The 24,014-nt window shown below is 63.5% G+C and carries 16 protein-coding genes; 15 read left to right on the forward strand and 1 reads right to left on the reverse strand.

Annotated elements, in window-relative coordinates; all coding sequences use genetic code 11:
* The first annotated feature begins 15 nt into the window (after positions 1 to 15).
* From tssH to A9976_RS26075, 7 genes are all read left to right on the forward strand, one after another.
* The gene (tssH, locus tag A9976_RS26045; protein WP_183021391.1) at positions 16 to 2,757 is read left to right on the forward strand and encodes a type VI secretion system ATPase TssH; all 2,742 of its coding nucleotides are present in this window, start codon (positions 16 to 18) and stop codon (positions 2,755 to 2,757) included.
* The gene (locus A9976_RS26050) at positions 2,754 to 5,024 is read left to right on the forward strand and encodes a S41 family peptidase (RefSeq protein WP_183021392.1); all 2,271 of its coding nucleotides are present in this window, start codon (positions 2,754 to 2,756) and stop codon (positions 5,022 to 5,024) included. The genes tssH and A9976_RS26050 overlap by 4 nt, the downstream gene beginning before the upstream one ends.
* Before the next feature lie 35 nt (positions 5,025 to 5,059).
* Positions 5,060 to 6,022, forward strand: coding sequence for a hypothetical protein (locus A9976_RS26055; RefSeq protein ID WP_183021393.1), 963 nt, complete (start codon positions 5,060 to 5,062; stop codon positions 6,020 to 6,022).
* Between the two features lie 2 nt (positions 6,023 to 6,024).
* Positions 6,025 to 7,197: a hypothetical protein gene (locus A9976_RS26060; protein WP_183021394.1), complete on the forward strand. Its 1,173-nt coding sequence runs from the start codon at positions 6,025 to 6,027 to the stop codon at positions 7,195 to 7,197.
* A gap of 13 nt (positions 7,198 to 7,210) precedes the next feature.
* Entirely contained in the window at positions 7,211 to 8,266 is a 1,056-nt protein-coding gene (locus A9976_RS26065; RefSeq protein ID WP_183021395.1) for a hypothetical protein, read from the forward strand.
* A gap of 121 nt (positions 8,267 to 8,387) precedes the next feature.
* Positions 8,388 to 10,682, forward strand: coding sequence for a type VI secretion system Vgr family protein (locus tag A9976_RS26070; protein WP_183021396.1), 2,295 nt, complete (start codon positions 8,388 to 8,390; stop codon positions 10,680 to 10,682).
* A gap of 10 nt (positions 10,683 to 10,692) precedes the next feature.
* Positions 10,693 to 11,142 carry a hypothetical protein gene (locus A9976_RS26075; RefSeq protein WP_183021397.1) on the forward strand — a complete coding sequence of 150 codons (450 nt, stop codon included), beginning with the start codon at positions 10,693 to 10,695 and terminating at the stop codon, positions 11,140 to 11,142.
* Positions 11,143 to 11,150: 8 nt separating this feature from the next.
* Here the strand turns inward: A9976_RS26075 and A9976_RS26080 are convergent, their stop codons facing one another.
* Positions 11,151 to 12,137, reverse strand: a complete 987-nt coding sequence (locus A9976_RS26080; RefSeq protein ID WP_183021398.1) for a DUF2169 domain-containing protein — start codon at positions 12,135 to 12,137, stop codon at positions 11,151 to 11,153.
* A gap of 74 nt (positions 12,138 to 12,211) precedes the next feature.
* On the opposite strand from A9976_RS26080, the gene A9976_RS26085 reads away from it, so the two are divergent.
* The 8 genes from A9976_RS26085 (at position 12,212) to A9976_RS26120 (ending at position 23,758) form a co-directional block, all read left to right on the forward strand.
* A complete protein-coding gene (locus A9976_RS26085; RefSeq protein ID WP_183021399.1) occupies positions 12,212 to 13,495 on the forward strand; it encodes a hypothetical protein in 1,284 nt (427 codons plus the stop codon).
* The gene (locus A9976_RS26090; RefSeq protein WP_099752680.1) at positions 13,492 to 14,622 is read left to right on the forward strand and encodes a 3-oxoacyl-ACP synthase; all 1,131 of its coding nucleotides are present in this window, start codon (positions 13,492 to 13,494) and stop codon (positions 14,620 to 14,622) included. The genes A9976_RS26085 and A9976_RS26090 overlap by 4 nt, the downstream gene beginning before the upstream one ends.
* A gap of 8 nt (positions 14,623 to 14,630) precedes the next feature.
* Complete coding sequence (locus A9976_RS26095; RefSeq protein WP_183021400.1) at positions 14,631 to 19,379, forward strand: DUF6531 domain-containing protein; 4,749 nt, start codon at positions 14,631 to 14,633, stop codon at positions 19,377 to 19,379.
* Positions 19,380 to 19,391: 12 nt separating this feature from the next.
* Positions 19,392 to 20,267: a hypothetical protein gene (locus A9976_RS26100; protein ID WP_183021401.1), complete on the forward strand. Its 876-nt coding sequence runs from the start codon at positions 19,392 to 19,394 to the stop codon at positions 20,265 to 20,267.
* A gap of 140 nt (positions 20,268 to 20,407) precedes the next feature.
* Complete coding sequence (locus tag A9976_RS31515) at positions 20,408 to 22,102, forward strand: RHS repeat-associated core domain-containing protein (RefSeq protein WP_310889413.1); 1,695 nt, start codon at positions 20,408 to 20,410, stop codon at positions 22,100 to 22,102.
* Complete coding sequence (locus tag A9976_RS26110; protein WP_183021402.1) at positions 22,102 to 22,617, forward strand: hypothetical protein; 516 nt, start codon at positions 22,102 to 22,104, stop codon at positions 22,615 to 22,617. The genes A9976_RS31515 and A9976_RS26110 overlap by 1 nt, the downstream gene beginning before the upstream one ends.
* 444 nt (positions 22,618 to 23,061) lie before the next feature.
* A complete protein-coding gene (locus A9976_RS31520; protein ID WP_232245799.1) occupies positions 23,062 to 23,352 on the forward strand; it encodes an RHS domain-containing protein in 291 nt (96 codons plus the stop codon).
* Positions 23,240 to 23,758: a DUF4303 domain-containing protein gene (locus tag A9976_RS26120; RefSeq protein ID WP_183021403.1), complete on the forward strand. Its 519-nt coding sequence runs from the start codon at positions 23,240 to 23,242 to the stop codon at positions 23,756 to 23,758. Before A9976_RS31520 ends, A9976_RS26120 begins: the two co-directional genes overlap by 113 nt.
* Positions 23,759 to 24,014: the final 256 nt, after the last annotated feature.

The following is a 24,014-nucleotide window of genomic DNA, read 5'->3' on the forward strand; positions in this document are numbered from 1 at the left end:
CCGCACCCAAGACCCATGACAGAAATCAGCCGCCAATCCCTCTTCGGCAAGCTCAACCCGCTGCTGTTCAAGTCGCTGGAAGGCGCCACCGTGTTCTGCAAGCTGCGCGGCAATCCCTATGTGGAGCTGGTGCACTGGCTGCACCAGCTGCTGCAGGAAAACGATTGCGACCTGATCCGCATCCTGCGCCACTTCGACATCGCCTCCGACCGCCTGGCCGCCGATGTGCTTCGCCGCCTGGACCAGCTGCCGCGCGGCGCCACCTCGATCAGCGACTTCTCCGAGCACATAGAGACCGCCATCGAGCGCGGCTGGGTCTATGCCACGCTGATGTTCAACGACAGCCAGATCCGCAGCGCCTATCTGCTGTCGGGCATGGTGCGCACGCGCTCGCTGGCCAATGAGCTGCGCTCCATCTCGCGCGAATTCGACAAGATCTCCGAGCCCGCGCTCAGCGATGCCTTCGCCCGCCTGCTGCCCGACTCGCCCGAGGCACGCATGCGCGCGGCCGATGGCAGCGGGCTGGAAGGCACGCCGGGCGAAGCCAGCCAGGCCACGGGCACCGCGCCCGGCCAGGGCGGCGCGCTGCAGCAGTACACCGTGGACCTGACGGCCCGCGCCAAGGCCGGCGAGCTGGACCCGGTCACGGGCCGCGACGACGAAGTGCGCCAGATGGTGGACATCCTGCTGCGCCGCCGCCAGAACAACCCCATCCTGGTGGGCGAGGCCGGCGTGGGCAAGACCGCCGTGGTCGAAGGCCTGGCCCTGCGCATCGCCCAGGGCGACGTGCCGCCGCCGCTGCAGGGCGTGGAGCTGCGCGTGCTGGACGTGGGCCTGCTGCAGGCAGGCGCCAGCATGAAGGGCGAGTTCGAGAACCGCCTGCGCGGCCTGCTGGACGCCGTGCAGTCCAGCACCACGCCCATCGTGCTCTTCATCGACGAAGTCCACACCCTGGTGGGCGCGGGCGGCCAGGCCGGTACGGGCGATGCCGCCAACCTGCTCAAGCCCGCCCTGGCGCGCGGCACGCTGCGCACCATCGGCGCCACCACCTGGGCCGAGTACAAGAAATACATCGAAAAAGACCCGGCCCTGACACGCCGCTTCCAGCTCGTTCAGGTGCACGAGCCCGACGAGCCCCGCGCCGTGGACATGCTGCGCGGCGTGGCCGCCAAGCTGGAAAACCACCACCAGGTGCGCATTGCCGCAGACGCGGTGGCCGCGGCCGTCAGCCTGTCGCACCGCTACATTCCCTCGCGCCAGCTGCCCGACAAGGCCGTCAGCCTGCTGGACACGGCCTGCTCGCGCGTGGCCATGGCCCTGCATGCCACGCCCGCCCAGCTGGAAGCCGTGCAGCGCCGCATCGAGGCCCTGGGCGTGGAGCAGGAAGTGCTGCTGCGCGAGGCCGCCCTCGGCCTGCCCACGGCCGAGCGCCTGCAGGCGCTGGAAACCGACCTGGCCAGCCTGCGCGAGCGCCAGGCCACGCTGGCCGAGCGCTTCCGCCAGGAAAGCGCGCTGGCCCGCCGCATCCTGGAAACCGAGGCCGCCCTCATGGGCCTGAAGCCGCCCGTCTTCTCCACCGGCGCCGCCGCAGACCCGTCCGCTGCGGCGCCGGAAACGGCCGCCGAAGCCACCGCAACCGAACCTGCCGAGCCCCCCAGCGTGGCCGCGCTGGAAGCGCTGCGCCGCCAGCTCGCCGAGCTGCAGGGCGATGCCCCACTGCTGCAGCCCGTGGTCGATGCCGGCGTGGTCGCCGCCGTGGTGGCCGAGTGGACCGGCATTCCCGTGGGCCGCATGGTGCGCGACGAGGTGCAGTCCGTGCTCTCGCTGGCAGACACGCTGGAGAAGCGCGTCATCGGCCAGCGCCATGGCCTGGAGGCCATCACGCGCCGCATCCAGACCTCGCGCGCGCGGCTGGACGATCCGGGCAAGCCCATCGGCGTGTTCCTGCTGGCCGGTCCCTCGGGCGTGGGCAAGACCGAGACCGCGCTGTCCCTGGCCGAAGCCCTGTATGGCGGCGAGCAAAACCTCATCACCATCAACATGAGCGAGTTCCAGGAGGCGCACACCGTCTCCACCCTCAAGGGCGCGCCACCGGGCTACGTGGGCTACGGCGAAGGCGGCGTGCTCACCGAGGCCGTGCGCCGCCGCCCCTACAGCGTGGTCCTGCTCGATGAAATCGAGAAGGCCCACTCCGACGTGCACGAGATGTTCTTCCAGGTCTTCGACAAGGGCTGGATGGAGGACGGCGAGGGCCGCTACATCGACTTCAAGAACACCGTCATCATCCTGACCTCCAACGTGGGCTCGGACCTGATCGCCAACATGTGCCGCGACCCGGACCTGGCGCCCACGCCGGAAGGCCTGGCCCAGGCCGTTCGCCAGCCGCTGCTGCAGACCTTCCCGGCCGCGCTGCTGGGCCGCCTGACGGTGGTGCCCTACTACCCCATCTCCGACGCCATGCTGGAGCAGATCATCCGGCTGCAGATGCTGCGCATACAGCGGCGCATCGAGGAACGCCACGGCGCGCAGTTCAGCTTCGACGAAGCCGCCGTGGACCTGGTGCGCCGCCGCTGCAGCGAGGTCGAGTCCGGCGCGCGCATGGTGGACGGCATCCTCACCCAGAACCTGCTGCCGCGCATGGCCACCCACTTCCTGCAGGCCACCGTGGAAGGCCAGGAACTGCAAAGCCTGCACGCCGGCGCCAACGGCGACGACTTCACGCTGGACGTGCGCACCCGCGCTGCGGAGCCCGCATGAGCGGGCGCCGTCTTCCACGCGCCACCACGGCAGTGATTGCCGCCGCACTGCTGGCAGCCCCGGCCGCGCAGGCACTGGACCTGGGCGCCATCGGCCAGGCTGCCGACACCGTGCAGCGGGCCTCGGGCGCCGCCACGGCCGGCCAGCAGGCGCTGGAGGCCGGCCGCAGCGCGGCCAGCACAGCCACCAACGCGGCCACCGGTGCCGCCAGCGAGGCCCGTGCCTGGTGGGACCGCAACCAGGCCCAGCCCGAGGCGGCACAAGCGCCGCCCTCCGGCGCCGCCCCCGTGCAGGACGACCAGGGCGGCCCACGCCGCGTCATGGCCGTGCTGGGCGACGCCTGGACGGACAGCGCCCGGCGCGGGCAGGCCGTGGTCGCGCTCATGGACCAGGGGCCGTACCTCGTGCAGCGCCAGGCCGCCCATGTGGCGCCGGCCAAGTCGCAATGGCTGGCCCTGCCGCGTGGCGACAGCACCGGCGTGGCCATCGAACTGCCCAGCGACCCCGAAGGCACGACCTATGACCTGTCCACGGGCCGTGCCCGTCCCGGGGGCCGGGGCGTACGCATCTTCGCCCTGTCCGTCCATGCCGACGTGCCCCAGCGCGCGGGCCGGCGCAGCCTGGACGCCATAGAACAGCACGCCATGCTGCGCGCCAGCTCCGTGCGCACCGAATGGCCGCGCCAAAGCGGCGACATCCTGGAGCCCACGGGCGGCAAGCTGCTGGTCTGGGCCAGCGATGCCACGCAGCGCTTCCCTTCCGGCTTTGGCGCCGACGGGCGCCTGTTCACCGCCGACGACCCCATGGTCACCCTGCCGCGCGGCTACACCGTGGTCACGCTGGAGCCGCAGGGCCTGCGCTTCGACCGTGCCCGGGAAATCGCCCTGGCCTTCCACGCCGTCCAGCCCGCGCAGGACATCGACCTGTCCCGCCTGGGCGCAGGCGATGCGGCCCAGGCCCTCATCGGCCTCATCGCCGAGCGCCACCCGCTGGCGGCCGCCAGCGGCTTTGATGCCGGCAAGCTGCGTGCCGACTACGGCCAGCGCCTGCAGACCGCCGCCGAGCGCGGCGACAGCGCCGCACAGGCCCAGGCCCTGGCAGAAATGGGCCAGCGCCTGGGCGATGGCCAGTACCGCGTTCTGCTGCCCGGCGGCCAGGCCTGGCCTGCCCGCAACGACCGGGGCCTGTCCCCGCAGCTGCTGGCACGCGGCAGCGTCAACCTGCCCATGCCGCGCACCTGGCTGCGCGAGGACGGCCGCATCGCCATCACCAGCGTGGCGCCAGGCTCTGCCGCCGCCAAGGCGGGCCTGCAGCCCGGCAGCGACATCCTCGCCATCGAAGGGGAAAGCCCGGCCCGCTACCTGGACCGCATTGCCCCCGCCTCGCTGCGCGCCGGTGCCGACGCCCGCCGCGCCGACCTGCTGGCGCTGGACCTGGGCACGCCCGCCACGCTGAGCCTGCGCACCGCAGCCGGCACACCCTCGGCCAGCCAGGAGCAGACCCTGCGCCTGGACGCCGCCCCCGCCGCCACCACGGCCCTGCCTGCGGCCGAGCCCGCCCTGGCCTCCTTCCTGCTGCGCAGCGCCCAGGGCGGCAACCTGGCCTACATCGCCCTCGACAGCTTTGCCGACGGCGCCACCGGCCAGCTCAACCGCTGGGAGGGCGCCCTGGCCGCCGCCACCCAGGCCAGGGTCACGGGCCTGGTCATCGACCTGCGCGCCCACCGGGGCGACGACGCCTACCAGCTAATGCCCCACATGCTGGCCTCGCTCTACACGCGCGACAAACCGCTGCGCATGCAGGACGCCGCCCAGCGCCTGTTCGACCCCGCCGCCCGCGTCTGGCGCAGTCGTGGCGGCCTGGGCCTGCCGGCCCAGCTGCCGCTGGCCGCCTCGGGCGCGCCCTTCACGGCGCCCGTCGCCGTGCTCACCGGCCCCGGCTGCGCCGGCCCCTGCGAACTGTTCGCCGCCTGGCTGCAGCACAGCCAGCGTGCCGACATCGTCGCCACCAGCGCCACGGCCGGCGCCACCGGCCCTGCCACGCGCGTGCACCTGCCGGCCGGCTTCATCGTGCAAGTCCCCCTGCTCGCAGAAACCGGCCCCGCTGGCGGTAACCCCACCTCCGCGCAGGCCCAGGGCGTCGCCCCGCGCCTGCGCGTTCCCGTGGATGCGGCCTTCACCGCCTCCGTCCAGGCCGGTGGCGACCCTCTGCTGGATGCCGCCGTGCTCCACCTGGATCGCGCCCGCGCTGCGCAGGCGTCGCGCTAGACCCGCAACCCACCCTATTCCAAAGAGCTTCGACCATGCCGCTTGCCATTACGAGCCAACCCGCAGGATCTCAATTCGCCATCACCGCCGATGCGCAAATGCCCACCATTACCGTGACTGCCGTCTTGCAGAACGAAGCACTGCCTGCGGGAGCCACGCCCATCTATGAATGGTCGGCCACTTTGATTTACGACGGCGGCAGCGATGTCAGCAAGACACGGTTCGGAAACAAGCAGCGCACCCAGCACAGCCCCATCGCGTCGCAGACCAGTGCCAACGCCAGTTGGCGCATTCCCTTCACCGAAGTGCGAGGTGGCAGCCTCACCGTACAAGTCATCTTGCGTGCTGGAGGCTTGGAGCGCCGTGCCAGCGTCAGCTGGCTCATCGTGGGCCAAAACCCATCGAGCACGGCCATTCGAGCATTCGCCAACGGCATCGGTGCAGACAGAGTCGTGTTCCGCAAGAAGATGCGGCAGGAAAGTTCACTACATCAGTTCCTGTCACCTCCCGGCCACTGGCCCAAGTACAGCAGTGACGGCAAAGGCGGTGTGGGTCTATGCCAGCTCACAACGCCACCGCCTACCGCAGACCAGACCTGGAGCTGGAAAGAGAATGTGCGCGGCGGCTGGACGCTTTATCAGGAAAAGGAGCGCTTCGCCCGCAACTACCCGCGCAACGTACGCAAAAGCCAGCAATTCAGCAACCTAGTGACTGCCTGGAACCAGGCACGGGCAAGGCAGGGGCTGCCAGCCATTCCCGTGGAACTGCCGGACTACACGGCCGAGCAGTTGGAACGCGACACACTGCGCGGCTTCAACGGCTATGCCAATGGCCTCCACGAGTACCGCGTGCGCCAGCAGGACGGTCAGCTGTTTGTCACGATCAACCCCGCTGGAACACTGGGACTGGCTGAATGGGAGCAGGTTCCGGTTTCAGAGCGCGGCACCAAGGGCGATCCCAACTATGTAGAGAACGTGCTGGGCAGGGAGGACTTTTAGCCATGCCCGCCCGTTCTATCGTCATCCACCTCATGACGGCTGCCGCAGCCATGGCTGCCATAGCGATGGCCGTGGGCTGCTCTTCCAGCGCCGACCAGATGGGGGCCGCTGCACATTCTTCGGCCACACTCGCTACGGCAGCAACGGCCAAGGCACTCGCCCCCACAGACCGCAGCCAGTATCGCTATCTGTATGCCGTGTACTGCAATGGCCGAGTGGATCGACTCGATCTGAAAAGCCGGACCAAGACAGGCAGTTTTCAGCTCTCCGAGCGAAGTGGCGAACCACCCGCGGTGCCAGTGCAAAGCGCAAGCACCTCCTTCGCCGACAGCTGCCAGATTCGCCCCGCAGCTACGGGCGACATGCAGGATCAGGCCGCAGGCCTGGTGAATTTGGTCGCAGGCGATGGCACGGGCGCCGCTGCCGATGGCCGACAGTCCTATCGGTTGCTGACGTTTTCCCTGCCCGGCTGGACCTTGCTCGGAACCCGTGACCTGGGCCGCTTCGACAACGGCCAGCCGCACATGCGGCGGGCCAAAGACGGCTCCCTTTTCGCCGTACACAAGGCGGATGGCGACCTGCGCACGCAGTTGACACAGCAGGCCAGGGCATACGCCGGTGGCGAATCCCTGGAGGATCTCCGGGCGGAGGAAACGTCGGCAGGCCGCGTGCTGCTGAGCTACCGCCTCCCGGGAGCAGACGGCTTGGGCTTTGCGCTGTCGGACCGCGAGCGCGCACTCACGGTGCCGTTGCAGGCGCTGCCCGGCCAAAGCCTGGCCCCGGGATGGCGCCTTGCGCCAGGCGGCCGCTACGTGCTGCTGACCCTGAACAAGCTCGTACCCGTGGAGCGGGGCCTGCAGCAGTTGGCCACCACCGGCGAGATGCGCCTGTACGACGCACAAGGCCGCCAGCTGGCCACGCTGAACGATGCCCGCGTCGCTGGGCCCTCCATGGTCTTGATGCCCAAGGAAGACATGGACCGCGACACACCGCGCACGGCCGGCCACTGGCTCAACATCGCGCTCACCCCGGATGGACTGGCCGTGTTCGCCGATCCACTGGGCAACTACCACTTCGTCGAACTGGGACATGTCTTCGGCCTGGACCCGGTCGTGGGCCTGGACCCCGACGACTACGACAGCCGGCTGCCTGGTCTGGTCTATGCAGCGCAATAAGCAATCCCTTTCCATGCACCGAAGCGCCACCGCCAGCGCCATCGGCTTGGCGCTGCTGTGCCCTGGCCTGGGCATGGCTGAGACGGCGGCCCCCACGGCACCCGTCCAGAACCCCCACCGCTATCTCTACGCCGTGTACTGCAACGGCACCGTTGACAGGCTGGACCTGGTCCAGCAAACCAAGACAGGCAGTTTTCAACTGTCAGAGCGCAGCGGCAAGCCTGCGGCCATTGCGGCGCTGCCACGGCCAGGAGTTCGACCTGGCGGTTGCCTTGCCCGCCCTGTCGTCACGCAGGATGCGCAGGACAGCAGTGACGGGGTGGTGAACATCGTCGCCAGCAGCCGGCTGGACCCCGATGCGGACGGCCGCAAGCCCTACCAGCTGCTGACCTTCGCCCTGCCGGGCTGGACGCTGCAGCAAGCGCGCAATCTGGGCAGCTTCGATGCATTGCCCCGCCTGGCCCGCGCCGCTGACGGAACCCTGGCCGTGCAGCCCCAGGACAAGGACCCGGCCGCCGCAATGGCCGCGCAGGCCCAGGCATGGTCGGCAGGCAATGTGCTGTTGATCTATGCCTTGCCCGGCCAGCGCGGCATGGGCGCCGCGCTGGCACTGGGCGCAGAGGCGCGCATCGTGCACCTGGCCGAGTTCCGCAGCGGTGGCAACGACATCCCGCCCGACCTGCACCTGGCGCCGGGCGGCCGGTTTGTGCTGGCCAGCCTGAAGCGCTCCATCCCTCTGGGCGAGGACCTGCGCAAGGTCGAAGCCACCGGGGAGCTACGGCTGTATGGCGCGGATGGCCGGCAGACCCGGGTGTTGAACCAGGCGAGCCTGGCCGGCAGCGTGCTGGCCCGGAGCCTGTCCCGCACGCTGGACCCGGACCAGCCCAGAACCGACAACGACTGGTTCAACGTAGCCCTGACGCCGGGCGGCCTGGCGGTTTTCACCGACCGGCGCGGCAACTACCAGTTCATTGCGCTGGGCCAGCCCTTCGACAGCGACCCCGTCACGGATGACGCCCAGGATGACGCCGACGGCGCCCGTCCAGGGCTGGTGTACGCAGCCCGATAGCAGCAGAGGACCTTCCAGCCACCCCATGCAAGCCCTTCATCGACCGGCGCACGCAGGCCCCGCCATCCAGGCCTGAAGCCCCGACCCCTCTTCCACCCCAAGCACCGCGAGATCCGACACCATGACACGCAGAGTCACCATCAACACCCCCCTGGCAGACCAGCTGCAGCTGCGCCGGCTGCAGGGTCGCGAGGAAATCAGCCATCTGTTCACCCTGGAGATCGACCTGCTCAGCGAAAGCGACAGCATCGATCCCAAGGCCCTGCTGGGCAAGGGCGCCACCGTGGTGGTGGAGACCCAGGACGGCGGCAAACGCTACATCGACGGCCTGGTCACGGCCTTCGGCATGCGCGGCCAGGACGAGCACCGCAACTTCCTGTACCGCGCGCGCCTGTCGCCCTGGCTGTGGCTGGCCACGCGCCGCAGCGACTTCCGCATCTTCCAGAACAAGACCGTGCCGGACATCATCAACGAGGTCCTGGGCATCTACGGCCACCCCATGCAGCAGCGCCTGACGCGCTCCTACCGCACCTGGGAGTACTGCGTGCAGTACAACGAGACGGACTTCCAGTTCGTCTCGCGCCTCATGGAGCACGAGGGCATCTGCTACTACCACCAGCACAGCGCGGGCCAGCATGTGCTGACATTGGGCGACGACATCGTCGCCTCGCACGACCCGCTGCAGGGCGGCGCCGTCATCCCCTTCCACCCGCCGGGCAAGGCCGCCGTGGCGCGCGAGGAATGCATACACGCCTGGGAGCTGCACCAGCGCGTCAAGCCCGGCCGGCACTACAACGACGACTACGACTTCAAGAAGCCCCGCGCCGAGTTGTCCAACATGCGCCGCAACCCGCCCGGCCACGCGCACGACGCCTATGAAATCTACGAATGGCCGGGCGGCTACACCGAAACCGGCGACGGCGAGGACTACATCCGCGTGCGCCTGCAGCAAAGCCTCACGCGCCAGAGCACGGTGCAGGGCAGCTCCAACCACCGCGCCATGGCGCCGGGCTACACCTTCACGCTGGACAACTACCCGCGCGGCGACCAGAACCAGGCCTACCTGGTCACGGCCGTGGACTACGCCTTCGAAGAAAACCCGCGCGTCAGCGACGGCGGCAGCGGCGAGGGCTCGACACAGAAATTCGTGCTCCAGGCCCAGCCCACCAGCCTGCCCTTCAAGCCCCAGCGCATCACCTCCAAGCCGCGCACCACGGGTCCGCAGACCGCCGTCGTCGTCGGCCCTGCGGGCGAGGAGATCTGGTGCGACCAGTACGGCCGCGTCAAGGTGCAGTTCCACTGGGACCGCATCGGCGGCATGAACGAGAACTCCAGCTGCTGGATGCGCGTGGCCACCAGCTGGGCCGGGCCGGGCTTTGGCGCGGTGCACATCCCGCGCATCGGCATGGAAGTCATCGTGGACTTCCTCAACGGCGACCCGGACTACCCCATCGTCATGGGCTGCGTCTACAACGCCTCCAACATGCCGCCCTGGGCGCTGCCGGCCAACGCCACGCAATCGGGCATCAAGACCAGATCCAGCAAGGGCGGCGCCCCGGGCGCGGGCCTGAAGAACGGCCAGGGCGACGCCAACGCCATCCGCTTCGAGGACAAGGCGGGCGCCGAACAGCTGTGGCTGCACGCGCAAAAGGACCAGCTCACCGAAGTCGAGAACGACGAGGACAAATGGGTGGGCAACGACCGGCGCAAGACCATCGACCGGGACGAGACCAACGTCATCCACCGCGACCGCACGGAGACCGTGGACCGCGACGAGACCATCACCGTGCACAACAACCGCACGGAGCGGGTGGACCACAACGAGAAGATCAGCATCGGCGACAACCGCAATGAAGACGTCGGCATCGACGAGAACATCTCCATCGGCAAGAACCGCAGCAAGACCATAGGCCGCAACGAGAAGGACAAGATCGGCAACAACTGGTCGATCAAGGTGGGCAGCTTCAAGACAGAGACCATCGGACTGGCCTACATGCAGAACGTGGGCCTGGCCAAGATGGTGAACATCGGCGCCGCCTACAACGTCAATGTGGGCGCGGCCATGGTGGTGAATGTGGGGCTGAGCCAGAGCACGACGGTGCTCATGAACCGCAGTGTTTCAGCGGGTCAGAACCAGTCCACCAGCGTGGGCAAGAACCGCACCGACGACACGGCCGACAACCATACGGCGACGGTCGGCAAGAACTCCGCCACCACCGTTGGCGAGGTGCAGACGATCACGGTGGGCAAGGAAATGGCCATCACCGTGGGCGACGCCATCGAGATCAAGTGCGGCAAGGCCGTGTTGCGCATGACCAGCGACGGCACCGTGCAGGTCAACGGACAGACGATCTCCATCAGCGGCAGCTCCAAGGTGACCGTGTCGTCTCCGGACAGCCATATCAACCCCGCTTGAAGGAAATCCCATGGCAATCCCACAAGCACGCATTCCTGTCGAACCGTCCGATGACGGCAGCCTGCAGCACGCCGTGTCGAACGTACAGCTCCTGGCTGGACGAGTCATCGAAGCTCAGGAACAAGACCTGTATCTGGTGGCCCTTGCGCAAGACCCCGTGGTTTCGCTTCAGGCTCCCGCTGGCGTTCTGCTTCCGGAACTGGTTCCCGGAGACGAGGTCCTGCTCGCAGTCCTGCCCACCGGGCAGGCCACCATTACAGCCGTTCTCTCGCCTTCTCCTGCAGCGCCGTGGGGGCAGCGTGCCATCCGCCTGCAGTCGCAGGACTGCATCACGCTCAGTTGCGGGCAAGCCACGCTGAAGCTGACAGCCCAGGGCCTTGTCCGTCTGGTCGCACTGACGATTGAGCAGGACGCGCGGGACCTGCTGGATCTGGATGCGGCCGAAGTCCGCATCAACTGAAGGCTGGATCAGAGATGGACCTGAACGCTTTCCAGACCACGCAGGACATGCCCTGCAAGCGTGTGCCGCCATATGAGCACCAGATGCCCATGCTCGGGTTCAATGATCAGCGTATCGAATTCGGGACTTGCAGCGCCGCGCTCACCACGCATCACCCAACCGAGCTGCGGACGGATAGCAGGAATGATGGTCTCCCCCTCGCCCTCGGCGCTCAGGTGGACCCAGGCAACCCTCGTTCCCGCCCGTACCTGGTCCCGCCTGAATTGCATGCGCGGATGGGCGCAGTTCCATGCAGCCGGATCAAAAGAGGCCGGCATGCGCGAGAGAAGGCCCGGCGACTGTTCAAGCTCCCGAGCCGCATAGCTGCCCCACAAGGCACGACGCGGCAACCAGCTGCGTCCTATGCAGCCAAAGCCGGCTGGCGAAATCCGGTCGGCTGGCGATCGGAGCGGGTCATCGGCCCATTCGAGCTGATGCATCGGCGCTCCGTCCTGGGGAAGGCCTGCACTGAAGCCCGCCCCCACCGGATTGGGGCCGTGAAATATTTCGGGGTTTTCGGCATCCGCACCGCCAAAGGCGAGGTTGTAGGTCAGGGGAACCTTGAGCGCAGGCTCCAGCTCCTGCACCACAGGCACCAGCCCCATCTTGCGGCGCCAAACGCGCTTGCCAAAGACGCGGATGACGCGGTTTTCGCCGCCAATGGCCAGACCCGCGTCGAAACGTGCCACAGCCTTGCCGCCAGGTGCATGGGCATGGCCATTGAACAGAACATCCACGCGGGATTTCAGCGGGGCGATATCGGCCTCGTGGCGCACCACGTGCCCGCTCCCATCAAAGGACTCATCACCGCGAAACACAGGCACCGCCTTGCCCTGTGCCACTGCGCGGCCCGCGAAATCCAGCGTGGCCTTGATCACCACGGTGGAGCACAGGGTGCCGTCGGCGCCATGTCCCGGCAGTATTTCCGCAGCAAACGGCGTCAGATTGTCCAGCATCGCTTGGGTTCCTCCTGGGCGGCATTGTCCCTGATGCAATGCCGCTGCGACGTAGCGACCAGCCTCTTTTCATCATGACCGTTATTGAACTCCCCATTCCCCGGGCCATCGACATCCCCGTCATGGACGGGCAGGTGCCCCGCTTGGCACGCACGCTGGTAACGCAGTACTGGCGCCGCTCCCAGTTGCTGCAGCGCCCCGCGTCGCGCCCCGACGCCTTTGCCGTGTTCGACGACAGCATCGTGCAGGCGCTGAGCGGCCTGAAGCAGCACCTGATGCACGCACCTGAGCTGGACCATGCCTGCCAGCAGGCCATCGAAACAGCTGGCGCTGAAATCCTGGATGAGCCCTCCCGCATCTTCGCGCTGGCCTGCCTGCAAGCCCTGCACCTGCAACGCAAGCACGTCCACGATGGGCTGGAGCGAACGCTGGGAGCCCATCTCCAGGCCCAGCCGAACGCGGTCTTCAACGCCATGCGGTTTTGCTTTGACAACACCGTCGCCGAATACTTCACCTGGCTGCTCTCCCAGGAAAAGCACAGGCAAAGCGCGCCATTGGCACAGTTGCTCCAGCGCCTCGCAATTTCCCGGCCAGCTGTCAGCGACGAATTCGCACAAGCCATCTCTGCATGGACGTCCAGTCTGCCGGGCGGCGTGGCGGCCCTGTGTGATTGGCGATGCACCGGGCGTGGCGATGAAGCCAAGGCCATCGCAGCCACGCAACAAGACAGCGATGCGCAGGCCGCCTTGCTGGCGCTGGCGCTCATGGGCAGCCGGCAGGAAACGCCTGTGGCACGCACTCTTTTGGCCCGGATGCCGCATTCCACCGTGGCCTTGGCCCTGCTGGCCGCCAGGGATGGACATGCGCTGGCAAGCGCCTTGCGGGAAGGCCGGCATCCCCAAATGCCCTGGGGCCTGCAGGTATATGCGGCCTCGCTTGTGGGAGACATTCCTCTGCTTCGCCAGCTTGCTGCCCATACGGCCTGGGAGGATGAAGAGGCCTGCCGCATCTTGGCTGACGCCACGGCCCTGCTTACAGGAGAGCCTGCCGATATCGCCTTCGACATGGGTAATGAGGCATCCGGCCGTGCCGCCTGCGTGGATGCTGCCCTGGCCGCGCTTCCTGTTTCAGGCCCTGCACTGCGTCTGGGCCGCCCTCGCACACAGGTGGTTCTGCAAGAGTCCTCGGCCATGGTGGGAGCGCCCTTGCGACGACTGCTCTATCTGGAACACCTCTCACGCGTGGGCGCAGCGCTGTGGATCGAGGCCGACGATCTGGCCGTCGTTCAGGCCCTGGCCTGCAGCACGGCCTCCGTGATCGAACGTGCGGCATTCAACATCGGCAGGCCACAACCATGAACCCTCTCGTCATCGCGGCCACTGGCGCATGCACCCCCATCGGCACCCGGGCCTGGCAGACCGGCTGCGGCTTCACTGCACGCCAGTCGAGCTTTACCCGGCAGGTCATCACCGGCCAGGCCGAGCACCGTGCCACCGTATCCCGGGTGCAAGCCATTGATGCAGCCTGCAAAGGAACGGAACGCCTGATCCGGCTCGCAGCCCCTGCCCTGCACGAAGCCTTGCGCGGCCAGCCGGCGCCTGCCGCAGGCTGGCCGCTGCAGCGGCCCATCCCCCTCTTCGTGGCACTGCCCGACTCCTTGCCTGAACTGCCGGGCTGGATAGACACCGGCCGATTCGCACTGGAGCTTCCCCGCGCACTGGACCTCGCCGCAGAGTTCCTGCCCATCAAGGTCTACCCGGGCGGCGCAGTGGCAGGCGCCGATGCGCTGTCGCAGGCCTATCGTTTCATGCACGACAACCCCTCGGTGCCCGAAGTGATCATCGGCGGAGTGGACAGCTTCGTGGACACGGAGATCGCGGACGTGCTCTACCAGCGTCGCTGGGCCAAGGTCAACGGCGTCTGCGAAGGCTTCATTGCCTCGGAAGGCGCAGCCTTTGTACGGTTGTCCCGCAAGCCGGCCACTGCAGATTTCGTCACGGTCTATCCACCATTCTTTGCAGACGAGCCACGCTCACGCCTGGACAGCGACACCCTGCCCGATGGCCGCGCACTGATCGAGGCCAGCCACGGTGCGCTGAAGGCAGCGCACATGCCGGTCAACGCCCTGCACTCCTATTGGTCCGACATGGATGGCTCGGCATGGCGGGGCGCAGAGCTGGCCAGCCTCTCCGCGGCGCTGGCGTCACAGGGCGGCCTGCCGCAAGCCCAGGACCCGGCAGCACTGCTTGGTCAAATGGGCGCGGCCTGGGCGCCTCTCATGCTCAGCCTGTTCCATGAGATGCGCCAGTGGCTGACGCACCCCGTCATGCCGTCGCCCCTGGCAGGCCACGCAGGCCTGCTCACGGTCACCGGGCTGAACACCCGCGTGGCCGCCTGGAGCGCCACCTGGAATCGCCATGCCCGCACGGCAGGAAGATCTTCCGCAGCCGGGCGGCGCCAATCCTCCATTTCCCAAGAGTCCTGAGTCCATCCATGGCCACCTACGTCAACGACCGCCGCGCGATCCACGAAGGCCGCAATCCGGCCATGATTCCTGGCCCGATCAACCCCGTCTTTCCCAAGCCTCAGGGACCACCGGTTCCCATCCTCAATATGGCCCATGGCCCAGGCCTGAAAAACGGCACGGCCACGCTCAAGATTGATGGGCACCCCGTGGCCGTGGCCGGCAGCCGCTTCGAGTCCATACCCGCCACGCCCGACAAGCTCGGTGGTATCGCGGGCGTGCGTTCCGGCGTTGTCGGCGGCGCAGCCGAGCCCACCAGCTACAGCAGCGATACCAAGTTCGAGAGCCGGGGCAGCGTGCGGTCCTTCGACACGACCAAAAGCAACGCCATGGTCATCAATCCTGGCTGGGCCATGCGCCTTGCCATGAAGGCGCTGCCCGGTCCCTATGACCAATTGGCGCAGAAGGTGATCGAAAAGCTGCCGGGCGCCTTCTCCAGCCAGCTGTCGGCCCTTGGAGAAAGCCTGACCGATCCCAGCGCGCTGATCGGACCCGCCCTCAAGCTCGTGGGCAAGCTCATTCCCGGCGTCAACCTCGTCGTCGGAGGGGCCGCCATGGCCCAGGCGGCCGAGCAAGTCGCCGAACTCGCCCAGGAAATCCAGGAGCTGCTGACACCGCCTCTGACCGACGAAAAAATCGACCAGGTCGCCGAAGTGATCGCCGATGGCGTGGCCGCCATCACCATTGGCTTTGTCCTGGGCAAGATCGCCCAGCGCGCCAAATCGCGCCGCAACCCCGTGGCACAGCGCACGGACAACAGCGTCAATCCCAACACGCAGGGCAACATCATCGATAACGCCTCCGAGGGAAGCATTGACACGCCACCGACCTGCGAGCTGGGCACATGCCATCCCGTGATCTTTGCCACAGGCACCAAGATCCTGCGCGACACGGATTTCGAATTGCCCGGCCCCATGGGCCTGACCTGGCAGCGGTACTACCGCTCCAGCGACCGCCGTCCTGGCTGGCTTGGATGGGGATGGAGCACGCCCCTGTCCACCGAACTGGTGCTGGTCCACGATGCGGTGCACTACTACGACGCCCGCGGGCGCCGCATACAGCTGCCCGTGATTGCCGCCGGTACCAGCCACTTCGACCCGCGCGAAAAAATCACCGTCACCCACCACCAGCAAGGCGGCTGGAGCGTTGAAAGCGCCGATGGCACCCGGCACCTGTTCGCCCCCCCGGCCACCGGCCAATGGCGTCTGCCACTGGTGCACCTGGTGGACCGCAATGGCAACACCATCAGCCTTCACTACCCGGCCTACACTGCCACAGGCATCGATGGCCGCGCGCCCCGCCCGCTGGGACTGACCGACAGCGCTGGCCGCAAGCTGCGCTTCACCTGGAGTGAAGACCTGAGCCCCTCCGGCCCGCTCCTGCAGGAGATCCACCTGGAATCCCGTGTGATCAACGGTGTGGAACAGGTCGGCGGCCTGCTGGCACGCTATGCCTATGGGACGGATGGCAACGTCCCGGATGACGCCCACGCCAACCTCCAGTCCGCCACGGATGCCATGGGCGGCGTGGCGCACTATCGCTATCGCCAGCACCTGATGGTGGCCTACAGCAGCCGCACCGGTTTCACCTACCACCAGGAATGGAGCCGGCTTGACGCGGGCGGCCGCGTCGTGCGGACCTGGACCGACGAGCCCGGCACGCTGGACACCCGCTTCGACTACGACCTGGGCCGCCGCACCACCCATGTCACCGACGCCCTGGGCAGGCGCAGCAGCTACGAATACAACGCCCGGCATGAGGTCATCGCCATCGTCGAACCCGGGCCGGATGGCCAGCCCGTCCGATCCGAGACGCGCATGGACGCCGCCGGCAACCCGCAACAGGCGCGGGACGCCATGGGCCGCACCACCCGCTGGCAATTCGACGCCCAGGGCAACCTGCTGGCCGTCACGGACGCATCAGGTGCCACCACCCGCCTCAAGTACAACCGGCTCAACCTGCCCGAAGAAGTCACCGACGCGCTGGGCCATGTCTGGCGGCAGGCCTACGACGCCCAGGGCAACCTGGTCGAGCGCCTGGACCCGCTCGGCCACGCCACGCGCTGGAAATACGACACGCGCGGCCTGCCCGTCGCCATAGAAGACGCGCTGGGCAAAACCCGCCATCTGCAGTGGGACGAAGCCGGACAGCTCGTGGCCTACACCGACTGCTCGGGCCGGGTCACGCGCTATGCGTGGGACATCCTGGGCAACCTAGTGGCCTCCACCGACGCCCTGGGCCAGACCACCCGCTACCTTCACGACGCGCTTGGACGCCTGCGCCGGATGTGGGGCGCTGATGGTTCCGAACATCACTATGCCTACGACCCCCAGAGCAACCTGCTTTCCTACACCGACCCGCAAGGCGCCATCACCCGCTACACCTACAACGGCCTGGACCAGCCCGTGGAGCGCCGCGATGCGCTGGGCGGCACGCTGCGCTACCGTTATGACGCCGTGGGCAGGCTCATCGCCCTGCAGAACGAAAACGGCGCCGTCACCAGCTTCACCTACGACGCCGCAGACAACCTGATCGAGGAAACCGGTTTTGACGGCCGCATACAGCGCTACCGCTACAACGCCGCCAGCGAACTGACCGAACTGCACGAGCGCGATGCCCACCTGCCCCCGGATACGCCCTACGATCCACGGCCCGACGCAGCCCTGCCCAAGCGCACGCTGTTTCGCAGGGATGTGCTGGGCCGCCTTGTCGCCAAGATCCACGTGGGCAGCGACGCGGCAGGTAATGGAGACGGAGGAACCACCACCTATGGCTACGACCTGCTGGGCCGCATGCTGCATGCCAGCAACCCCGATGCGCACGTGCGCTTCGCCTACGACGCTCTATCGCGGCTGGTGGAAGAGACCCAGGTGCACATGGCGCCCAGTGCAGACGAGCAAGCGCTGGCGACCTACAGCTATCGGCACGCCTACGACGCGCTGAGCAACCGCACGGACTGCTGGCTGCCCGGGGACCGCCACGTCCAATGGCTCTACTACGGCTCGGGCCACCTGCACCAGATCCTCGCCGACGGCCAGGTGGTCAGCGACATCGAACGCGACGCCCTGCACCAGGAAATCGAACGCACCCAAGGCACGCTGACCAGCCGCTATGGCTGGGACCCCATGGGCCGCCTCACCTCGCACAAGGTCAGCCAGCAAGGCGCACTCCAGGGTCAGCCCGGCAGGCCTTCACCCCAGGCCCTCTGGGACCGGGACACTCCCCTGCCCTCCGGCCAGCGCATCGCCCGCCTGTACCAGTACGACCCCACAGGCAACCTCGTCGCCACGCGCGACGGCCTGCGCGGCGACAGCCAGTACCGTTACGACGCCCTGGGCCGCATCCTCGCCGCCCAGAAAAATGCTGCCGGCGGATCGCCTACCTCGGGCCGGAACCTGGAAACCTTCGCGTTCGACCCCGCAGGCAACCTGCTCAACCCCAACCGTGGTGGAGACCTCAGCAGCGGCGGCACCAGCAACGAACGCGAACAGGTGCCCACCAACCGGCTCACCGTCTACCAGGACCTGCGCTTCCAGTACGACCTGCACGGCAACATCGTGGAGCGCCGCATCGGCTGGCACACCGTGCAGCGCTTTCGCTACAGCGCCGAGCACCAGATGCTCGAATCCACGGTCACGCGCTACCTCGACAGGCCCGGCCCGAAGATCGCCGGCTCGAACGCGCAGCCAGAGCCTGCCGCCACCGTCCAGACCACGCGCTACCGCTACGACGCGCTCGGCCGGCGCATCGACAAGCACGATGCCTTCGGGCGCACCACCTTCCTCTACGACGGCGACCTGCTCGCCGGAGAAATCCGTGGCTCACGCCTGAGCGAATACCTCTACGAGCCCGACAGCTTCGTGCCCCTGGCCAAGCTGGAGTCGGAATGGAAGAGCGAGGAAAACCGCAACGCACAGGCAGAAGCGGACCAAGCCAGCTTCGCCACCTACTACTACCACTGCGACCAGATCGGCGCCCCCCAGGAGCTCACCGACGAAACCGGCCGCATCGTCTGGGCCGCCAGCTACAAGGTCTGGGGCCAGACCCAGCAGTTGCAGTACCTGCGCACCGGCACGGACGATGCAGCGGTGTTCACCCACGACCAGCGCCCGCTGGCCCTGGCCGCGCAGGGTGAGGTACAAAGCCTTGCGCTGGTGGAGCAACCGCTACGGTTCCAGGGACAGTACTTTGACGGCGAGACGGGGCTGCACTACAACCGGTTCAGGTATTACGATCCTGTGGTTGGAAGGTTTGTGCATCAGGATCCGATTGGGTTTGGTGGTGGTAATAATTTTTATATCTATGGCCCCAACTCTGGAAGTTGGTATGACCCTTTTGGCTTAGCCAAGCGGCCACCACACAAGCTAAAAGCAAAAACAAAGGATGAGAATGGGAATGTTAAATCCGAAAGAGATTATGTAAGCGGAGGGATGACAGAAGAGGATAAGAAGCTTGGATATCCCCTATGCTCATTGGTGACGCACACTGAAAGAAAGGCTCTAAAAGAGGATGACTATTCGCCAACAGATACAATTGAGATGCATGGAGAATATGCTCCATGCTCGCATTGCAAAGGCGCGATGAACACTGCAGTTGATAGTGGAAGAGTTGCCCGGATATTATATTATTGGAAAGGTAAAATATGGGAAGCCGGAGCAGCTGCAAGAAAGCTGCGGAATAAGAAAAAGCGCTCCGCAGGAATGTGTTCGAATGATTAATCAAGGAAAATCATGAATGATATAAAAGAAATTATGAGCGTGGAATTGTGGCAATCAGCATCAAATGATAGAAGAAAAGAAATATGCAATGAAATATTAAATAGGCTACCTAAGAGATACAAGTTAATCAAGCCATTTATTGCGCAAAATCCAATCAACAAACAACCTATTGAAGTGCCATGCTTTTATGATGAAAAATATGAGACGCCTCTGAATCTAATATTTGGAGGAAATTTCCAATATGGATCATCGCACTCTCACATGGAAGAAATAAGAAATAAACATTTCACTGAAGAATGGCACATGATCTCACATCTCATTCATCCATCAAATGGAAACGAAAGGAAGAATGTCAATCCATTTTTAATGAGCAGATTTCCTTTGTATGAGTGGGTTGCAGAGGATAACATTGATCTATCAAGCGAATTAGAAAGGCCGGATTTTTCCAGCGAAGATGGTCCTTTTCCCATATATATAAGCGTCAACGAAGCATCTCAATTTTTAAAGAAAACTGGTTATAGGGCTCCTTGGGATTTTGAATGGGAGTATGTTGCAAAGGACTATCAGAATAATCTTTTTATTAGTGGAAACGATATTCCAAATTCTAATACTTTGGAAAAAATCTGTCTTACACAATTCGGCGATGCAAAATTAAATAAAGAAGCCGCAAATAACTTCGGCATAGCATCCCTATCAGTAGCAACATTTACTAGAATTGGACAACAAGACAGTGACATCATTATTCGAGGAGGAGGTGCTGGATTTTATCCATTTCAGCAATATTCACAGTTCGCAACATTATTGACGGAAATTCAATTACCTCTATCTAACATGCCAGGAGAATTATCTGGATTAAGGCTTTGTCTTGATATACCAAACGCCAAATAATCAATAAATTAAGCATTCGAACCGCTTTAGCCTTCATTCGCACAATCTCACTGCAGAACTGAACATGTAAGCAGCAACAGACTGACCTAATGGCTCTACTACGGCTCGGGCCACCTGCACCAGATCTCGCTGACAGTCAAGTGCTCAGCGGCATCGAACACACCCAAGGCACGCTGACCAGCCGCTATGGCTGGGACCCCATGGGCCGCCTCACCTCGCACAAGGTCAGCCAGCAAGGCGCACTCCAGGGTCAGCCCGGCAGGCCTTCACCCCAGGCCCTCTGGGACCGGGATACTCCCCTGCCCTCCGGCCAGCGCATCGCCCGCCTGTACCAGTACGACCCCACAGGCAACCTAGTCGCCACGCGCGACGGCCTGTGCGGCGACAGCCAGTACCGTTACGACGCCCTGGGCTGCATCCTTGCCGCCCAGAAAAATGCTGCCGGCGGATCGCCCACCTCGGGCCGGAACCTGGAAGCCTTCGCATTCGACCCCGCAGGCAACCTGCTCAACCCCAACCGTGGTGGAGACCTCAGCAGCGGCGGCACCAGCAACGAACGCGAACAGGTGCCCACCAACCGGCTCGCCGTCTACCAGGACCTGCGTTTCCAGTACGACCTGCACGGCAACATCGTGGAGCGCCGCATCGGCTGGCACACCGTGCAGCGCTTTCGCTACAGCGCCGAGCACCAGATGCTCGAATCCACGGTCACGCGCTACCTCGACAGGCCCGGCCCGAAGATCGCCGGCTCGAACGCGCAGCCAGAGCCTGCCGCCACCGTCCAGACCACGCGCTACCGCTACGACGCGCTCGGCCGGCGCATCGACAAGCACGATGCCTTCGGGCGCACCACCTTCCTCTACGACGGCGACCTGCTCGCCGGGGAAATCCGTGGCTCACGCCTGAGCGAATACCTCTACGAGCCCGACAGCTTCGTGCCCCTGGCCAAGCTGGAGTCGGAATGGAAGAGCGAGGAAAACCGCAACGCACAGGCAGAAGCGGACCAAGCCAGCTTCGCCACCTACTACTACCACTGCGACCAGATCGGCGCCCCCCAGGAGCTCACCGACGAAACCGGCCGCATCGTCTGGGCCGCCAGCTACAAGGTCTGGGGCCAGACCCAGCAGTTGCAGTACCTGCGCACCGGCACGGACGATGCAGCGGTGTTCACCCACGACCAGCACCCGCTGGCCCTGGCCGCGCAGGGTGAGGTACAAAGCCTTGCGCTGGTGGAGCAACCGCTACGGTTCCAGGGACAGTACTTTGACGGCGAGACGGGGCTGCACTACAACCGGTTCAGGTATTACGATCCTGTGGTTGGAAGGTTTGTGCATCAGGATCCGATTGGGTTGTTTGGTGGTGAAAATTTCTATGCATACGGTGTCAATCCAACTGAGTGGATTGACCCAAATGGTTTAAGCACTCATAGAAATAGAATGAATAAGGCCGCGGGGTTAGCACCCAAACACCAAACTCATCACAAAATTCCACAAGCATTGTTCAAAAAACGCCCCATATTAAAGTGTATAGATCAAGATGCTCTTGAAAATCTTATTAATCTACCTAAATATGCCGGAAAATTTGACGGTAAAAAAGGAAAATATTATGGCAAATCAACTCACAGAGGAAGTCACAACGAATATAGTGATGCGCTGCTAGATGCCATTGATAGAGAAATATCTTCTGCCGGCGGCTGTCCAAAGAAACTATCTAAAAGACTTGGTGATATGCAAAAACTTCTGCACAAAGAATTGAAGAATGGCACTCCAATAAGAAAATCTGAAGGATCAAATTTCAAGTTGTGGGATGATATCTTAAAGAAAGGCGGTTTCTAATGATTTCAGAAAATGATTTTCCTATTAATGTTCAAGAGATTTTTCACCTCATGAAAGATGGGCCACTACTGCAAACAACAGACAGAATTTCAGAAGATCGAATATTAGATATTCATAAAGCGATGTACATGCAACAAGATGAGGACATAAAAAAACCTTATCGCTTCATCATTGACATTACCGAAGATGCATCCGGAGAAATAGAGTCACCACCTTTTGATGAGAAAAGAAAAAAATTAACAGAATTAATTGGAAACATCAATTATTTTGAGCATCTAAGGGAATATTTCTCAAAACATGCCATTAGCAAAATTTTGGATCCCCAAGAAATCACTGACATATCAGAAGCCATTTATGAAGATCTGATATTATGTGCGAAAGCGAGATTGATGATGCCTAGCTCTCATCCATATTTCGAAAAAATGCTAGATGTTTATCTAAGGCAAGGATTCCCGTGCGCATGGATTGGCGGTAAAAATTGGAAGAAGGGAGATTTTGTGGTTTACTCACGATAAATATTAGTGCAATAAAATATATCAAAATGATTCGGCTGATACGCGGGGCTGCTGCCTGATTAAATAAGGCAACGCAGCCTTTCAAACGGCTACGACGAACTGAGCAACCGCACGGACTGCTGGCTGCCCGGGGGCCGCCGCGTCCAATGGCTCTACTACGGCTCGGGTCACCTGCACCAGATCCTCCCCGACGGCCAAGTGGTCAGGCGACGCCCTGCCCCAGGAAATCCAACGCACCCAAGGCACGCTGACCAGCCGCTATGGCTGGAACCCAATAGGCAGCCTTACCACCCATAAGGTCAGCCAGCAAGGCGCACTCCAGGGTCAGCCCGGCAGGCCTTCACCCCAGGCCCTCTTGGAGTTGGAATGGCGGAGTGAAGAACACTGTAACGTGCAGGTAGAGACGGAAACAGCTCAGGCCAGCTTTGCCACCTACTATTACCAATGCGACCAGATCGGCGCCCCCAGGAGCTCACCGACGAAACCGGCCGCATCGTCTGGGCCGCCAGCTGCAAGGTATGGGGCCAGGCCTATCAGTTGCAGTACCTGCGCATAGGCACTGACGATGCGGCAGTGTCTACTCACGACCAGCGCCTCCTGGCTTTGGTTTATAAGGAACATCATGGAAAGCGCGGATTTCATAAAAGTCATCAAAGACGCAGCCTTGAAAGCATTTTCCAATTTAAGAAGTTCTCATCCAGAAGAGGATTTTTGTGCATTTGGCCTATACTCTGACGAGGGCGCTATGACTGTTTGCCCATCAGCAAACACCACCTCGTTCTTAGAGAAGAAAATTAAAGAAGACCCAGAAGACCCTGAGTATTACAAATGGAGTACAGCCGAATGGAAATACGAATTCTCAGGACACGAATGGTTTACCGATGTTTCTGCCGAAATATCAAAATTTCATAGCACAAAACACAGCAATAAAGATTTTATAAAATTTCAGAAAAATCTTTTCGAATCATGTGTAGCTGCACTTGAGCAATTAAAATCCGAAAATTTTTTCGGCAACTGTATATTGGTTTTTTCTGTAACAGACTATACGAATGATGAAAAGGAAATTTCATGGATCTCGCGCCTTAACAGCCCGCAAGAAACATCTAATCTCAAAAAATGGATTGATGAGCAAGACGAATAAATAAAATTCCCAACTGATTGATCTCGTAGAATAGATTTCTATAGAGCAAAAAGGCTTGAATATTTAGAGAATTCAGAAAACACTAATGGAGCACATTCCATAAATACTCTATCTATTTTGGATGGGTATGGCGCCAGTCCACGCGTTACCTCTACGACGCGCTGGGCCGGCGCATCGACAAGCATGATGCCTTCGGGCGCGCCACCTTCCTCTACGACGGCGACCTGCTTGCCGGGGAAATCCGTGGCTCACGCCT

It is taken from the genome of Delftia sp. UME58 (genome assembly GCF_014170385.1).
Classification (GTDB): Bacteria; Pseudomonadota; Gammaproteobacteria; order Burkholderiales; family Burkholderiaceae_C; genus Comamonas; species Comamonas acidovorans.

Coding starts and splice junctions, on each gene's coding strand:
- tssH (WP_183021391.1), top strand. CDS start 16: ATGACAGAAATCAGCCGCCAATCCCTCTTCGGCAAGCTCAACCCGCTG.
- A9976_RS26050 (WP_183021392.1), top strand. CDS start 2,754: ATGAGCGGGCGCCGTCTTCCACGCGCCACCACGGCAGTGATTGCCGCC.
- A9976_RS26055 (WP_183021393.1), top strand. CDS start 5,060: ATGCCGCTTGCCATTACGAGCCAACCCGCAGGATCTCAATTCGCCATC.
- A9976_RS26060 (WP_183021394.1), top strand. CDS start 6,025: ATGCCCGCCCGTTCTATCGTCATCCACCTCATGACGGCTGCCGCAGCC.
- A9976_RS26065 (WP_183021395.1), top strand. CDS start 7,211: ATGCACCGAAGCGCCACCGCCAGCGCCATCGGCTTGGCGCTGCTGTGC.
- A9976_RS26070 (WP_183021396.1), top strand. CDS start 8,388: ATGACACGCAGAGTCACCATCAACACCCCCCTGGCAGACCAGCTGCAG.
- A9976_RS26075 (WP_183021397.1), top strand. CDS start 10,693: ATGGCAATCCCACAAGCACGCATTCCTGTCGAACCGTCCGATGACGGC.
- A9976_RS26080 (WP_183021398.1), bottom strand. CDS start 12,137: ATGCTGGACAATCTGACGCCGTTTGCTGCGGAAATACTGCCGGGACAT.
- A9976_RS26085 (WP_183021399.1), top strand. CDS start 12,212: ATGACCGTTATTGAACTCCCCATTCCCCGGGCCATCGACATCCCCGTC.
- A9976_RS26090 (WP_099752680.1), top strand. CDS start 13,492: ATGAACCCTCTCGTCATCGCGGCCACTGGCGCATGCACCCCCATCGGC.
- A9976_RS26095 (WP_183021400.1), top strand. CDS start 14,631: ATGGCCACCTACGTCAACGACCGCCGCGCGATCCACGAAGGCCGCAAT.
- A9976_RS26100 (WP_183021401.1), top strand. CDS start 19,392: ATGAATGATATAAAAGAAATTATGAGCGTGGAATTGTGGCAATCAGCA.
- A9976_RS26110 (WP_183021402.1), top strand. CDS start 22,102: ATGATTTCAGAAAATGATTTTCCTATTAATGTTCAAGAGATTTTTCAC.
- A9976_RS31520 (WP_232245799.1), top strand. CDS start 23,062: ATGCGACCAGATCGGCGCCCCCAGGAGCTCACCGACGAAACCGGCCGC.
- A9976_RS26120 (WP_183021403.1), top strand. CDS start 23,240: ATGGAAAGCGCGGATTTCATAAAAGTCATCAAAGACGCAGCCTTGAAA.